This is a genomic window from Bacillus sp. FSL L8-0654, from assembly GCF_038629965.1.
Taxonomy (GTDB): Bacteria; Bacillota; Bacilli; order Bacillales; family Bacillaceae; genus Bacillus; species Bacillus safensis.
In genome coordinates this window covers 1744583-1759449 of the sequence record NZ_CP152026.1, presented here as the reverse complement: position 1 = coordinate 1759449, position 14867 = coordinate 1744583, and the positions used below count along the sequence as shown (strand labels likewise).

The 14867-nt window shown below is 37.1% G+C and carries 15 protein-coding genes and 1 pseudogene; 14 read left to right on the top strand and 2 right to left on the bottom strand.

Going from position 1 to position 14867, the window contains the following annotated elements; translation table 11 throughout:
- The first annotated feature begins 1 nt into the window (after window position 1).
- The 10 genes and pseudogenes from MHH65_RS08905 to MHH65_RS08860 all read left to right on the top strand — a co-directional run bounded on the left by MHH65_RS08905 (window position 2) and on the right by MHH65_RS08860 (window position 10609).
- Entirely contained in the window at window positions 2-1105 is a 1104-nt protein-coding gene (locus MHH65_RS08905; RefSeq protein WP_268414428.1) for a threonine synthase, read from the top strand.
- A 216-nt stretch (window positions 1106-1321) separates the two neighbouring features.
- The gene (locus tag MHH65_RS08900; RefSeq protein WP_111291092.1) at window positions 1322-3484 is read left to right on the top strand and encodes an MMPL family transporter; all 2163 of its coding nucleotides are present in this window, start codon (window positions 1322-1324) and stop codon (window positions 3482-3484) included.
- A 101-nt stretch (window positions 3485-3585) separates the two neighbouring features.
- Window positions 3586-4770 (top strand): sensor histidine kinase, encoded by a 1185-nt coding sequence (locus tag MHH65_RS08895; protein WP_268414427.1) that lies wholly within the window; start codon window positions 3586-3588, stop codon window positions 4768-4770.
- A 5-nt stretch (window positions 4771-4775) separates the two neighbouring features.
- Entirely contained in the window at window positions 4776-5426 is a 651-nt protein-coding gene (locus MHH65_RS08890; protein ID WP_034621996.1) for a response regulator transcription factor, read from the top strand.
- Between the two features lie 208 nt (window positions 5427-5634).
- Window positions 5635-6603, top strand: a complete 969-nt coding sequence (locus MHH65_RS08885; RefSeq protein ID WP_125587383.1) for an AraC family transcriptional regulator — start codon at window positions 5635-5637, stop codon at window positions 6601-6603.
- 121 nt (window positions 6604-6724) lie between these two features.
- Window positions 6725-7246 (top strand): FGGY family carbohydrate kinase, encoded by a 522-nt coding sequence (locus MHH65_RS08880; RefSeq protein WP_326375561.1) that lies wholly within the window; start codon window positions 6725-6727, stop codon window positions 7244-7246.
- Window positions 7240-7455 (top strand): annotated as a pseudogene (locus MHH65_RS08875) (L-rhamnose isomerase); the annotation flags it as partial. The gene MHH65_RS08880 and the pseudogene MHH65_RS08875, both read left to right, overlap by 7 nt.
- Before the next feature lie 281 nt (window positions 7456-7736).
- Window positions 7737-8453 carry a (Fe-S)-binding protein gene (locus MHH65_RS08870; protein ID WP_025093239.1) on the top strand — a complete coding sequence of 239 codons (717 nt, stop codon included), beginning with the start codon at window positions 7737-7739 and terminating at the stop codon, window positions 8451-8453.
- 18 nt (window positions 8454-8471) lie between these two features.
- Window positions 8472-9896 (top strand): LutB/LldF family L-lactate oxidation iron-sulfur protein, encoded by a 1425-nt coding sequence (locus MHH65_RS08865; RefSeq protein WP_025093240.1) that lies wholly within the window; start codon window positions 8472-8474, stop codon window positions 9894-9896.
- The gene (locus MHH65_RS08860; protein ID WP_025093241.1) at window positions 9896-10609 is read left to right on the top strand and encodes a lactate utilization protein C; all 714 of its coding nucleotides are present in this window, start codon (window positions 9896-9898) and stop codon (window positions 10607-10609) included. Before MHH65_RS08865 ends, MHH65_RS08860 begins: the two co-directional genes overlap by 1 nt.
- A 294-nt stretch (window positions 10610-10903) precedes the next feature.
- Here the strand turns inward: MHH65_RS08860 and MHH65_RS08855 are convergent, their stop codons facing one another.
- On the bottom strand, window positions 10904-11245 hold the full coding sequence (locus MHH65_RS08855; RefSeq protein ID WP_024425154.1) for a helix-turn-helix domain-containing protein: 342 nt from the start codon (window positions 11243-11245) through the stop codon (window positions 10904-10906).
- 122 nt (window positions 11246-11367) lie between these two features.
- On the opposite strand from MHH65_RS08855, the gene MHH65_RS08850 reads away from it, so the two are divergent.
- Window positions 11368-11949, top strand: coding sequence for an NAD(P)H-dependent oxidoreductase (locus tag MHH65_RS08850; protein WP_125587376.1), 582 nt, complete (start codon window positions 11368-11370; stop codon window positions 11947-11949).
- A gap of 234 nt (window positions 11950-12183) precedes the next feature.
- Here the strand turns inward: MHH65_RS08850 and MHH65_RS08845 are convergent, their stop codons facing one another.
- Window positions 12184-12753, bottom strand: a complete 570-nt coding sequence (locus MHH65_RS08845; protein ID WP_075623231.1) for a sugar O-acetyltransferase — start codon at window positions 12751-12753, stop codon at window positions 12184-12186.
- 225 nt (window positions 12754-12978) lie between these two features.
- Here MHH65_RS08845 and MHH65_RS08840 point away from each other — a divergent pair, with 225 nt between their 5' ends.
- The 3 genes from MHH65_RS08840 to MHH65_RS08830 all read left to right on the top strand — a co-directional run bounded on the left by MHH65_RS08840 (window position 12979) and on the right by MHH65_RS08830 (window position 14857).
- Window positions 12979-14160: an MFS transporter gene (locus MHH65_RS08840; protein WP_024425151.1), complete on the top strand. Its 1182-nt coding sequence runs from the start codon at window positions 12979-12981 to the stop codon at window positions 14158-14160.
- 192 nt (window positions 14161-14352) lie between these two features.
- Window positions 14353-14688, top strand: a complete 336-nt coding sequence (locus MHH65_RS08835) for a hypothetical protein (protein ID WP_024425150.1) — start codon at window positions 14353-14355, stop codon at window positions 14686-14688.
- 43 nt (window positions 14689-14731) lie between these two features.
- Window positions 14732-14857, top strand: a complete 126-nt coding sequence (locus MHH65_RS08830) for a hypothetical protein (protein ID WP_254966705.1) — start codon at window positions 14732-14734, stop codon at window positions 14855-14857.
- Window positions 14858-14867 lie beyond the last annotated feature (10 nt).

Genomic DNA, 14867 nt, shown 5'->3' with positions numbered 1-14867 from the left:
GATGAATCAATTGATTTGTAACCATTGCGGGAAAAGGTATGAGATGACACCAACTCTATGGAAATGTGATTGTAACGGCGTATTAAACCTGGTGAAAGATACCCCTCAAATAGATATGGCGGCTTGGGATCAATATCCAAACTCATTATGGCGTTATGTAGAAACCATGCCATTTTCAAAGGGTTCTAAGACTTGGGAATCTGTAACAATGGGTGAAGGTCAAACTCCGTTAATCCTTTTAGATCCTAATGAGCCAAACACTTATGTAAAAGTTGATTATATGATGCCTACGCTATCTTTTAAAGATCGAGGAGCTGCTGTTTTAATGACAAAGGCAAAGGAATTAGGGGTATCAAAAGTCATTGCGGATAGCAGCGGGAATGCAGGAACGGCGATTGCCGCTTATGCAGCTCGTTGCGAGATTGCATGTGACATCTATCTAAGCGATGAAACTTCACCTAAAAAGATCGCTCAAATAAAAGCCCATGGAGCAACGGTTAAAGAAATTCGCGGTACACGCGAGGATATTGCAGCCGCGGCGCAAAAAGCAGTAGACGCCGAAAACGTTTTTTATGCAAGCCATGTGTATCATCCTTATTTTTTTGAAGGAACAAAAACATACGCCTATGAAATATATGAACAAATAAAAGGAGCACCTGATGCTTTAATCATTCCGGTTGGAAATGGTACTCTCCTTCTAGGTGCGTATTACGGTTTTAAAGAGTTATTTGAAAATGGTTTGATTCATAAAATACCGAAAATCATTGCCATACAAGCGAAAAACTGTGCTCCTCTCGTGAAAGCTTATCAAAATGAAGAAGAATCAGCATCGCCTGTTACGAATACAGGGACCTTAGCAGAAGGGATAGCCATTGCTGCCCCGGCCCGCTCCAAACAAATTCTAGAAGCTGTACAAGATACCAATGGTACATTTATAGATATTGAAGAGGATGAGATATTGAATGCACGCTCTAAACTAAGTGAGAAAGGATTTTATGTGGAAGTGACATCTGCAGTCAATTTTGCTGGCTACCTGAAATATAAAAAGGAAGCAAAAGAAACAATCGTCATACCTCTTTGTGGTGCAGGAATTAAATCAAAATAACCAGATATGACTAATACAACTGATCCGGAATTGGCCAAATGATGATATAGATAAAATGAACGCTCTCTATAAATAGAAGGGTATCTCAAAAGAGATGCTCTTTTTCTTGCCTAAATGTACAATCCCTTTTGCCCAAAAGTACAATTTTAATCAACTATTTCATTACGTAGAATAAAGAGGTGAATATCATGAATTCGATGAAAAAGGAGTAAGTGAATGGCTAAATTTTTATATAACTTAGGAAACTTTGCTTTTACTAAGCCGAAACGAATGTTAATCGGTTGGTTACTTATTTTAGTAGCTGTAGTTGCAGCAACAATAGGGACAGGCGTTTCATTTAATGGAGATATGTCGATTCCAGGAACAAAATCTGAAAAAGCGATGGATCTCTTGGAAAAGAAGTTCCCAGCAGGTGATGATGAGGGAACGATTCGTCTAATATTTAAAGCACCTAAAGATGAAACTTTAGAAGCAAAGAAAGTGAAACATAAAATTAATGAGACGATAAAAGAAATTAAAAAGGATAAAGCAGTTAAGCAGGTGACCGATTTATATGAGACCTTTACGATAAGTAAAGATAAGAAAATAGGATATGCGGATATTACGTATCGAGTGAAAGCGGACAAGGTAAAGGAATCCTCAAAAGAGAAAGTATTAAATAGCATAAAGATTTCAAAAGATGCGGGCATCCAAACGGAATTAGGCGGCTCCGTGACATTCTCTGAAATTGAAGTAGGTGGCATTTCTGAAATCATAGGGATTATCTTCGCCTTCTTGATTTTAGCCTTTACATTTGCTTCACTTTTGGTCGCAGGATTACCAATATTGACGGCTGTGATTGGGTTAGTAATAGGTGTGATGGTCATTTTAATCACCTCAAACTTTGTAGACATGTCTGCATTTAGTCTCACATTAGCGGTGATGATTGGTCTTGCAGTAGGAATTGATTATGCGCTGTTTATCATTTCAAGATATCGACAGCTGTTAGCAGAAGGCTACAATTTGAATGAGGCTGCTGCTAGAGCAGTGGGTACCGCAGGAAGTGCTGTATTATTTGCGGGCGTCACTGTCATTGTTGCATTATGTGGACTTGTATTAGTTGACATACCGTTTCTAGGTATCATGGGCCTTGTGGGAGCCTTTATGGTACTATCTGTTATGCTTGTTTCCCTCACGATTGTTCCAGCTATACTAGGGCTTCTTGGAGATAAGGTGAGTCCTTCTAGGAAAAATAAGTTATTTTCTAAATTACAGCCAAAAAAAGAGAAAAAAACAATGGGCTGGGGAAGATTTATTCAAAAGCATCCGGGTAAAATAATGCTAGGTGTCATTTTATTGACAGGATTGATAAGCTGGCCAGCACTTCATATGGAGCTTGGTCTTCCGGATAACGGTATGAAAGGCAAAGAAACAACTGAACGTAAAGGATACGATCTTTTAGCAGAAGGTTTTGGCAAGGGGTTTAATGGACCACTTGTTGTCATCATAGATGCCTCTCAAGCAGATAAAACGATGAAGTCCAAGTCCATCGAGAAATCATCAAAATTGTTAGAAAAAATGGATGGTATCAAACAAATCACGCCGGCGATCCCTGATCAATCGGGTGAGTACGCAATGTTAACAATCTTACCTAGAAGTGGTCCGGAGGATAAAGAAACGAAGCAATTAGTGAAAGACATTCGAAATGTATCGAGTGTGACTGACACAAAGTTTCTTGTGACTGGTTCTACTGCCGTGAATATAGATATTTCAGATAGACTCAGTGAAGCATTGCCAAAATTTGCAGGAGTCATTATTGGATTTGCTTTTGTGTTAATGATTCTTGTATTTAGATCATTCCTTGTTCCATTAAAGGCTGTACTAGGGTTTTTAATGACATTAACTGCTACATTAGGTTTTGCTGTCTTTGTTTTACAGGATGGACACCTTGCCCCATTGTTTGGAATACCTGCAGCAGGACCGTTGTTAAACTTTATGCCTGTACTAGTGACAGGAATATTATTTGGTCTTGCAATGGATTATGAAGTATTTTTAGTTAGTAGAATGAGGGAAGAATTCCTTCTATCTCATGATGCAAAAAAATCTGTTATTTCTGGATTACAGCATAGTGGCAGGGTTGTAACTGCAGCAGGCTTAATTATGATTTTCGTTTTCGCAAGCTTTATTTTTGCTCAAGACTTGATTATTAAAACAATGGGATTAACATTGGCATTTGGGGTTTTATTCGATGCATTTGTCATTAGAATGACCTTTATCCCTGCTTGTATGATGCTATTAGGGCGGGCAAATTGGTACTTACCAAAATGGCTGGCACGATTGCTTCCGCATATTGATATTGAAGGAGAGTCAATTGCCCAAAAAGAAAAGAAGATTATATAATGTATTCTTTTTAAAATGTTAAAATCCTAATACCGCCATTGCCTCTTTAAAAGGCGGGCGGTATTTTTCGTGTTATGATGGGGTTTGGAAGGTGAGAGTTTATGGTTAAGAAACGGATAGACCCATTTAATGAAATGATCTATTCCCGAATTCCCACGTTATTATGGGGCGTTCTTGTTTATGCTGCAGCGATGATTTTTCAGTTTTTAACAGCATCTTTATCGCTTTCAAGTTTGTTTTTTTCTGGCCTTATCGCGATCCATCTCATTTTGCACTGGTGGTCATTTTATTGGTTCAAGAAGAAGCCTTGGATTTATTTCTTCATACAAGGAATCGTTATTCTACTTTGTGTTTTAGCTATGCAAGCTGCCTCTCCTGTTATTTTAATTGGTCTTTTACCGTTATTAATCGCTCAAAGCATCGGTGTATACTATCATACATTAAAGATTATTTTGACAGGACTTTGTTTTTATGTACTTTTTTTTCTAGCTCTTATTTTGGTTAATGATACAGATGATCTGACTGTCTACATTCCGATTTTATTTCTTATCCTTATTGTGGTCGTTGCATACTCTATCTTATTTTTTAGACAAGTAAAGGCTAGAATACGAACTCAAACGTTTCTAAAGGAACTCGAACTCGCACATCAGCAGGTGGAGGAGTTAACCCTTGCTAATGAGCGTCAAAGAATGGCGAGAGATTTACATGATACCCTTGCACAAGGGCTTGCAGGCATTATTATGCAATTGGAAGCTGTTCAAGCACATTTAGAGAATCAAAATACCCAGCGTGCTCAAAGCATTATCAAGGGCTCAATGAGCCAAGCGCGAAAAACATTAGGTGAGGCACGATTGGTGATCGATGATCTTCGGAAGGATCGTCATGATCAATACGATTTAACTGAAACAGTGAAAAATGAAGTAAATCGATTTACGACAGCAACGAATATCCCAATTCGTACAAAGATATCTGTACCTCAGAATATGTCACCTTTTTTTATTGAACATACTGTTTACATGATAAAAGAATGCTTAACGAATGTTTCAAAACATGCCAAAGCAAGCCATGTCGAGTTAGTGATGGTACAACAAGGTGATCACATCCATTTGAAAATAGCAGACAATGGAGTGGGATTTGATGAGAAAAAACGAGAATCCACTTTTGGACATTACGGCATCATTGGTATGTCAGAACGTGTTCGGCTGCTTGGTGGAGAGATCCATTTGAAAAGTAAAAAAAATGAAGGTACACAAGTAATAGTGAACATACCTTTGAAAAAGGAGTAAATACAGTGTCTTATCGAATTGTGATTGTTGATGATCATTATGTTGTGAGAGAAGGATTAAAATTAATTCTTGAAACAGACGAAAGATTTGAAGTAGTTGGAGAAGCAGAAGATGGAGGAAAGGGGATAGATGTCATAAAAGAAAAATCCCCAGACCTTGTATTACTTGACCTCAACATGCCTATGATGAGCGGGCTTGATATGCTTAAAGAAATGCAGACTCTTCAAATAAAAGTTCCCGTACTCATTTTGACTACTTATAATGAAGAAAAATTAATGATCCAAGGGTTACAGCTTGGTGCAAAAGGCTACCTCTTAAAGGATGCCAGCAGAGAAAACTTATTTAATACAATTGAAGCGGCCATCAGAGGAGACATTTTACTTCAATCAAATGTGGCCTCAAAGGTATTTGAATCAACCGTACACAAAGAACCTCAAGAAAAATTGAAAACAGACAACCACTTGCTTACCGAAAAAGAAATGCTCGTTTTGCAAGCAGTAGCTAGAGGGTTTCGGAGTAAGGAAATTGCATTTGATATGGGAATTTCCGAGAGAACTGTAAAAGCACATTTAACAAACATTTATCAAAAACTAAATGTGACATCAAGAGCTGAAGCCATTAAAACATCAATAGAATTAGGGATCATTCATTTTTAGATAATTGAACAAACAGGAGTCAAAGCCATTCTTACAGAAAGCACTTTTGTACAAACCTATGAGCTTGGGAAATAATAAAGAGACTACTTCAGGTAGTCTCTTTTTAAAAAGCATGGAGTTAGACTCTATAAAAGAAAGAAGGTATGTGGGCTTTGGTTGAAGAAGTCTAATAAACAATGAAGTAAGATTATAAACAAAGGAGAAACCTATGCAACATGATCTTCTCAATCAATTATTAAAGATAACAGATGAAGAGGAACTGATTCTACAAAACAGAAAAGAGATAAATAAAGACATTTATACCAATCAGTCTAATTTTATTATAGAAAGTCAAAAATTTCTCAATCAAGAGAGTATGATTACGGTTCGAAAACATACACGCTTTGTGGATTTTCCTAAACATAAACACGACTACATTGAGATTAATTATGTTTACAATGGAGAGTATAACCAAAAAGTAGGGAATCAAAGAATAAAATTGCAACAAGGGGAGCTGTTATTTTTAAACCAGCATATTGAGCATGAAACTCAAGCTTGTGCAGAAGAAGACATTATTATTAATTTTATCATTTTACCTCATTTTTTTGATTTTATCTTTTCGTTTTTAACGACTGAAAACAGAATTAGTAATTTCTTAATTAACAGTTTATATAACAGTACTCAAAATGGACAATTCCTTTACTTTAAAGTTTCAGATGTAGAAAGCATTCAAGAATTAATAAAAAAAATTATTATTGAAATTATGTCTCCTGCTTTTATGTCTGAATCCACCATTAAATTGTATATGGGGCTTTTAATGGTGGAGTTAATTAAACACGCTGATAAGGCCGAACATACAGAAGACAATCCTGTACAACATTATTTAATTGTTGAATCATTAAAGTATATTGATGAACATTTCCAGAGTGCATCACTGAATGAATTAGCCACAAAATTAAGCCAGCCCGCTTATGCTTTAAGTAAAGAGATTAAAAAGGCTACCAACTATACATTTAAAGAATTACTTCAAGAAAAACGTTTAAATAAAGCGAAAGAGTTACTGGAAAGTACAGATATGCCAATTGCCTCTGTTATAGATCAAGTTGGATATGATAATGTAAGTTATTTCTATCGGATTTTTAAAAACAAATATCATCAGACCCCAAAGCAATTCAGAGAACACTTAGCAAAAAGATAAGATGCTGCTAAATGTTCTTTTTTATTTTAAACAATTGCAAATAAGGACAATAAATAAATCATTTTAGACATTATTTTCTCCTTTTAGCTGGCTTAATATAAAGACATAAGCAAACGCTTTCATGCAAAGGGTGATTAAAATGAAGAAATGTTGTTTAGCAGTTGATATTGGTGCTTCTAGTGGAAGATTAATAGCGGGTCATCTTGAAGATGGACTTTTAAATCTAAAAGAAATCCACCGTTTCGAGAATAAAATGGTCCAAAAAAATGGCCAGTTTTGCTGGGAGCTTGATCGATTATTTGAAGAAATAAAAAAGGGAATCCATCAATGTAGTGAAATGGGATTATCTCCAGAAAGTATCGGTATTGATACATGGGCAGTAGACTTTGTTTTACTAGATGAATGGAACAAACCTTTAACAGATTTTGTTGCCTATCGCGATTCGAGAACAGACGGGATGATGGATGAGGTTTTTAAAACATTCATGAAGGAACGTCTGTATCTAGAGACAGGAATTCAATTTCAAAAATTTAATACGATTTATCAACTTTATTCAATCAAACAAAATCATCCGGAGATTTTAGAAAATGCAAAATCTTTTCTAATGGTTCCTGACGATTTTCATTATTTATTAAAATGTTAGTACCAAATGAACATTTAAAACAGTTACAGGAAGATGGAAACTTTACAGAAAGATTAGCATTAATAGAGGAATTCAAAACGTATCCTTTCGGTGCAATCTGGGATTACTATTGTGAAAAAATGGGCGTGCCTGTAAAAGAAACATGGCTGGAAGAAGTGAAACAATATGGGCAAGATGTATTAACAAAAAGAAACTCTGTTTTAGCCTAAAAAATCATGAAAGGCTAACTAGTAAATTTACAAAGAGATACAGTCAGGGGAAGGGTCTAATAGATCAATTCCCTTGTTTATATTACAAGGATTCCTTTTTAGATGAATAGGTTACAACTCAATGTTTTTTCCACTCTACGCGTGCTAATTGAAGGGAATCATATTCATCTCACATGGAGAATACACAATAAAAATACTTATGAGAGAAGGGGCCTGCTTTTACTTTTCAGTCATCAGCCGACCAGGTAAATCTAAATATTCGTTAAGAGGAGGATTTAAAATTGAAAGTGAGCTTATTTATTACATGTTTAATTGATACTTTCCAGCCGAATGTCGGTAAGGCAACAGTTGAGATACTTGAACACCTTGGTTGTGAAGTATCATTTCCTACATCACAAGTATGTTGTGGCCAGCCCGCCTATAATAGTGGCTATGTTGCCGAAGCCAAGCAAGCAGCGAAAAATATGATTCAAACCTTTGAAGATGCAGAGTATATAGTAACTCCCTCTGGTTCTTGTGCAGCGATGTTCCACGAATATCCACATATATTCAAAGGAGATTTTCAATGGGAGGAGCGAGCAAGGCGTCTTGCTGAGAAAACGTATGAACTAACTCAATTTATCGTAGAGGTGTTAAAGGTTACAGATGTAGGGGCACGTTTAAAAGGGAAAGCGACCTATCATACATCTTGTCATATGACACGTTTGCTAGGTGTGAAGGAAGCACCTTTTACGCTGCTTTCTAATGTAAAAGAATTAGAGGTTAAGCCCCTTCCCAACGCCCAAAATTGCTGTGGATTTGGTGGAACTTTTTCTGTGAAAATGATGCCAATATCTGAACAAATGGTAGACGAAAAAGTAGAAAGTGTTGAACAGACAGGTGCGGACTATTTAATTAGTGCAGATTGTGGATGTTTAATGAATATTGGAGGACGAATAGAACGTTTAGGAAAATCAGCGCGGGTACTGCATATTGCAGAGGTATTAAATAGCCGTTAATTCAAGGGGGAACACGACATGAGCATGAAAATTAGTGATAAAAAATTTAATGAACGTATTGATAAAGGAATCCAAGATTCTACGATGCGTGAAGCTGTGTCTACAGCTCAAGAACGCCTGTATACACGTCGTTTGGCAGCTAGTGAAGAGCTTGGGAACTGGGAAGAATGGCGTGATTTAGGGGAGCAAATCCGTCAACACACGCTGGAGAATTTAGATTATTACTTAATGCAATTAAGTGAAAATGTTACAAAACGCGGGGGACATGTCTTTTTTGCGAAAACAAAAGAAGACGCCGCTCAATACATAAAGGAAGTTGCAGAAAAAAAACAAGCCAAGAAAGTCGTGAAATCCAAATCAATGGTAACCGAAGAAATCGAAATGAATAAAACTTTAGAAGACATAGGTTGTGAAGTGGTAGAAAGTGACCTTGGCGAATACATTTTGCAAGTTGATGATCATGAACCACCTTCCCACATCGTAGCGCCGGCTCTTCATATGAAAAAAGAACAAATTCGTGATGTATTTCAAGAAAAACTAGGTTATGGAAAGTCGGAAGATCCTTACGAGATGACAAAATTTGTTCGTAAAATCCTGCGCGAAAAATTTCTTGAAGCAGAAATCGGTGTCACCGGTTGCAACTTTGCCGTTGCAAATACAGGATCAATCTGTTTAGTGACCAATGAAGGAAATGCGGATCTTGTAACTGCTATTCCAAAAACGCAAATCGCTGTAATGGGAATGGAACGTCTTGTACCAACAATGGAGGAGCTGGATGTACTCGTTGGATTGCTTTGCAGAAGTGCAGTAGGGCAAAAGCTAACGAGTTACATTACAACAGTAGGGCCTAAATATGAAGAAGAGGCAGATGGTCCAGAAGAATTTCACCTTGTTGTCGTTGATAACGGCCGTTCTGAAATCTTAGGGTCTGAGTTCCAACAAGTATTACAATGCATCCGTTGTGCAGCATGTATTAATGTATGTCCAGTATATCGTCATGTCGGAGGACATTCTTATGGCTCTATCTATCCGGGGCCAATTGGTGCAGTATTAAGTCCACTTTTAGGTGGATATGACGATTATAAAGAACTGCCATATGCATCAACTCTTTGTGCAGCATGTACTGATGCTTGTCCAGTTAAAATTCCGCTACACGAACTACTTTTAAAACATCGTCAAGTAATTGTTGAAAAAGAAGGACGTGCTCCTCTCGGTGAGAAACTAGCGATGAAAATGTTTGGAATGGGAGCATCATCTGCTGCTCTATACAAACTAGGTACAAAAATGGCACCTACAGCTATGAAGCCCATTGTATCAGGAGATCGAGTCTCCAAAGGAATTGGCCCATTAAAAAATTGGACTGAAATTCGAGAATTCCCAGCTCCAAGTAAAGAACGTTTTCGAGACTGGTTTGACAATCATAAAAAAGGTGGTGAAAAGTAATGAGAGGAACAGCTCAAAATCAGGAAGTTTTTTTAAATCATGTGGCTAAACAGCTGGGACGGGAAAGACGAATAAGTGGTGTTGTACGACCAGAGTGGAAGAATAACGTAAACTGGGATGTAATGAAAGGTTATACAGAAAAGGAGTTAATCGCTACGTTCACAGAGCACTGCAGCAAAATTCATACTACTGTTTTTGAAACAACAAAAGATCACTTAGCTGAAGCTTTAAAGAAAATTGTTTCTGAACATGGCGGGGGGCCCGTAATGACAGCCCAAGATTCACGTTTCAAAGAATATGGCTTAACAGATTTACTTGAAAAAGAATGGCCGGAAGAAAATATAGAGGTACATGTATGGGATTCAAAAAGAGGACGTGAAGCGAATCATTCCCTCGCCGAAAAAGCCAATATTGGTATTACATTCAGTGACTATGCACTTGCCGAGTCAGGAACAATTGTTGTAAAAACTCATGAGGGACAAGGGCGGGCACTTCACTTTTTGCCGACTGTCTATGTCACGATTATCCCGCGTGAAACGATTGTGGCACGTATTACACAGGCTGTTTCTGACCTAAACCAACGTGTGGAAAAGGGAGAAGCTGTTGCTTCTTGTATTCACTTTATTTCTGGACCAAGTAATTCTGCAGATATCGAAATGAATTTGGTCGTAGGTGTGCATGGACCTTTAAAAGCTTTTTATTTCATTGTGTAAGGTTGGTTGATATAAAAAATAGAGTTTCCATTTGGAATCTCTATTTTTTTCAAAGATTCCACGCAGGTCGTAAGAAATCTGGAATTGGCGGAGCAGATGGTAAACATGGTTTAGAAGAATTTTTACAAACTCATGTTGTTTATTTGCAGCATAACTCAAACAAAAAATAAGAGAAAGACAACTTAATATTTCATGAGATTTATCAATGTTCTAAGAGTATCTCAAGAGAGATGCTCTTTTTTTGACTGAATGTACACCCTTTTGCCTAAAAGTACAATTTCACTCAACGTCTAACTATTTTTTCATTTGTTCTTCACCCCAATAGCAAATCGCATCTAATACAGGGATCAATGATAATCCCTTTTCCGATAAACTATATTCTACTTTTGGAGGCACTTGAGGATATTCTTTACGATTAATTAACTGATCTGCTTCAAGCTCTTTTAGTGTATTGGTTAATGTTTTAAAAGAGATTGCCCCAAGCATTCGTTTCAACTGATTATAGCGAATAGGCGCATTGTTTGCATATAAAGCATACAGTACCGTCATCTTATATTTCCCACCAATTAATGATAAAGTGTACCCAAATCCAGTTTCTTTTAGATCAGCATGAGCTGTAAAGGATTCTTTGGTCATTTCACACTCTCCTTTAAGTTAGTATCGCACTTTAATCACCGTACTTGTAGTACGTTATAGCATACAATAAAATGAATGTACATCAAAATATGATGAAAATAACAAAAAAGGGTGAATGAATCATGAAAACAATTGTCTATGCACATCCTTGGGATGGAAGCTATAATCATGCCATTTTGACTTCCATTACAGAAAATCTAGAAACAAAGAGAGAACCATTTCAAGTGATCGATTTATATAAAGATGGGTTCAATCCCGTCTTTTCAGCTGAGGAATTGAAGTATTTTCATAAAGGAGAAACGCCTGATCAATTAGTTAAGGATTATCAAAAGAAATTAAGTCAGTCAACTGAATTAATATTTATATTTCCTGTCTGGTGGTGGGATTTACCTGCAATTTTAAAAGGATTTATTGATAAAGTCATGTTAAGAGGTTTCGCATTCTTAGAAGATCAAAACACTGGGGCTTTAAAAGGTTTGTTGACATATATTAAAAAAACAACCGTGATCTCAACATCTACAACAGATAAGGATTATATAGAATCTGAAGGTGGGAATGCGATTCAAAGCGTTTTTATTAACCGAACTCTTGCTGACTTGGGACTTAAAAATGAAGACACCAAATGGATTCATTTTTCGAGAGTTAATTTAACAACAGATGAAAAGAGAAAAATATTTTTAAACGAAATATCCCAAAGTATTTAATTTACTGTAGCAGCCAATGCCAATAAGGAAAGGCACAACCTTTACGACCGATCTAATTTATTGAGAAGGTGGTAGAGGTTGTGAAATTAAATATCGACACTCAAATATGTATTCTCATTTCTTAGTTTACATAATATATATTCTAGGAAGTTAAACAAACAATGAATTTCTCTTGTCTCAAAATTAAGTATACTCATCTTATTGAGACAAAATAGAAAAAATCAAAATCCAACGTTATTCGCCAGATTTTGATTCTTCAAGATATTTAATGATTTTCGCAGGATTTCCGCCAACCACCACGTTTGCTGGAACACTTTTTGTCACAACGGCACCAGATGCAATGACAGCATTGTCGCCAATTGTGACACCTGGATTAATAATAGCACCGCCGCCAATCCATACATGGTTTCCAATGGTGACTGGTTTGCCGAATTCAATGCCTTTTGCACGTTCTATCGGATCAAGCGGGTGTCCAGCCGTATAAATATGTACATTCGGACCTAATAAACAGTGGTGTCCAATGGTAATTTTGCAAACGTCTAATAACACTGCATCAAAATTCGCAAAAAAATGCTCGCCAATCTCGATATTGTATCCGTAATCGCACTGCAGTCTTCCTTCAAAAACGACATCATTTCCGCAAGCACCTAATAATTCCTTTAAAATGGATGTTCTTTTTTCTTGCTGATTGGTTTGCTGATATGCGTATGTCAATTGTCTTGCTCTTTCACGATCTGCGATCAGTGTTTGGTCACTAGATACATAATGTTCTCCTTGGATCATTTTTTCCTTTTCACTTTTCATGTTGATCTCCTCCTCCCTTCTATTTATACCGATGCGATATGATTACATCCTACCGCTCCCTTTATGTTTATTTTACCTTCTCATCAGAAGAATTGGGAAGGACTGATTTCTTTTGACTAGAATTGACCTTGTTCCTCCAGCAAGTTATTTACGAATCAGCAAGTCTCATTTATAATCGAGTAGATTTGTTCAATAACATATATATCTTTAAATGTGAGGGATTAGATGGAATTAAAGTGGTATAAAGCAATTATTGTGATCTTTACGATGTCTGGGATCTCCATTTCTACATGGTTTTCTCGGACACCGGAAGTGAGAGATTTATTACAAGCAAACACTGGAACAATGGGACTTATTTTACTCGGTTTATCCGTTGGTTCAATTGTTGGGCTTGTTCTTTCAAATGTATTCGTCCGCAAAAAAGGCGGCCGAGTGGCGATTGTGATCAGTGCTTTTTTGATGTTCCTTGGATTTACTACTCTTGCCATTGGTTCAACACTCTCTTCTATCTTTGTCGTCACTTCCGGTCTTTTTCTTTTTGGCGCAGGCTCTGGCATGTGCAATGTAGCGATGAACTTAGAAGGAACAGAGATTGAGTACAGCATCAAGAAAACCATTCTGCCTATATTGCATGCTTCCTTTAGCATTGGGACTTTAATTGGAGCAGGTGCTGGTATTCTTTTTATCCATTTAGGGGTTTCTGTATTGATACACCTTCTCGCTATTGCCCTTCTGCTTTTCCTCAGCATATTGATTTGTACACGGTTTATTCCGCACGGGACAGGAAAGGATCAGCATGAGAAACAGTCCGATACAGTTGAGCCTACTCAAACGGCATGGCTGAACAAACGAACGATATCTCTTGCGATGATCGCCTTATGTCTTGCGTTTGTCGAAGGCTCCGCCAATGATTGGATTCCACTTGCAATGGTGGATGGCTATCAAGTTTCACATTCCATGAGTACGGTCATATATGCTTTGTTTTTGTGCGGCATGATTAGCGGCAGACTGATCAGCGGACGTTTGATCGATCGCTTTGGCAGAGTATTATTGCTAAGAGTTGCGATTTTATCAGCAGCTGCCGGCCTATTCTTAGTCATTTTGAAGATTTCACTTGTTGTATGTATGATATCAATCTTTTTATGGGGACTTGGCGCATCTTTAGGCTTTCCGCTAACTATTTCTGCAGCAGGCGATGATAGCCGGTACGCTGTCAAACGCGTTAGTATTGTGACCTTATCTGGTTACACAGCCTCCCTTTCCGGTCCTCCTATTTTAGGGCTGCTTGCCAATCAGGTTGGATTGCTTCATGCCTTTATCTTTGTTCTATTTGCCATATGTATTGCAGGAATCTTTACTAAAGCTGTAGCAAAACCACATTCATTACAAGCGACTAAAAGTGTCTGATCCTTGATCATGGCACTTTTTTTAAATTTAAAAAATAAAACAATAAAATTGAAACCTTTCATGAAGTGAAACAGTCCTATAGATGTCGTGATGTTTATCGCTTTTTTAAAGAGGGAAAGTAAAAAAATAAGACTTTTCAAATAACTGAAAACGTGGTAAGATCATGAAAATAACCAGGAAGGGGTGAGAAAAATGAAAAAAAATATGCTATTAAAATTAGGTGTTTTATGCATAGCACTTGCAAGTTTTCATTTGTTCTCAATGCCTCATTCCGTTCAGGTATACCATCATGCTAAGGTGGTTGCCGATCAAGAATCACATGAAATGAAAATCGTCCAGACAATGGGCGATGAAAAGAAACAAAAACATGTGAACGCAGTATTTGCCGCATTTACAGCACTGCTGATTATTGGCAGTATGACAGCTGGATTTGCACGCATCACTCATACTGATCGATTTGACCGGAAAAAGAAGCATTTACTTGCAGTGTTCTATCAATCTTCTTATTTCCGACAAGCTCGTGTTTAACCCAACCATCTAAATCAAAACAAAAATTGGGAGGTTTTACACGATGTTATTTTTCTTAAGAATTTTCATTCTAGGTCTTTTCTCTGTCACTTCACTTTCTCTTTTCGTCTACCAAGGAATTGAAGTAGTGCACGCCATTACAAGCATGTTTGGCAACCACGAGAGCTAAATGACCCGTA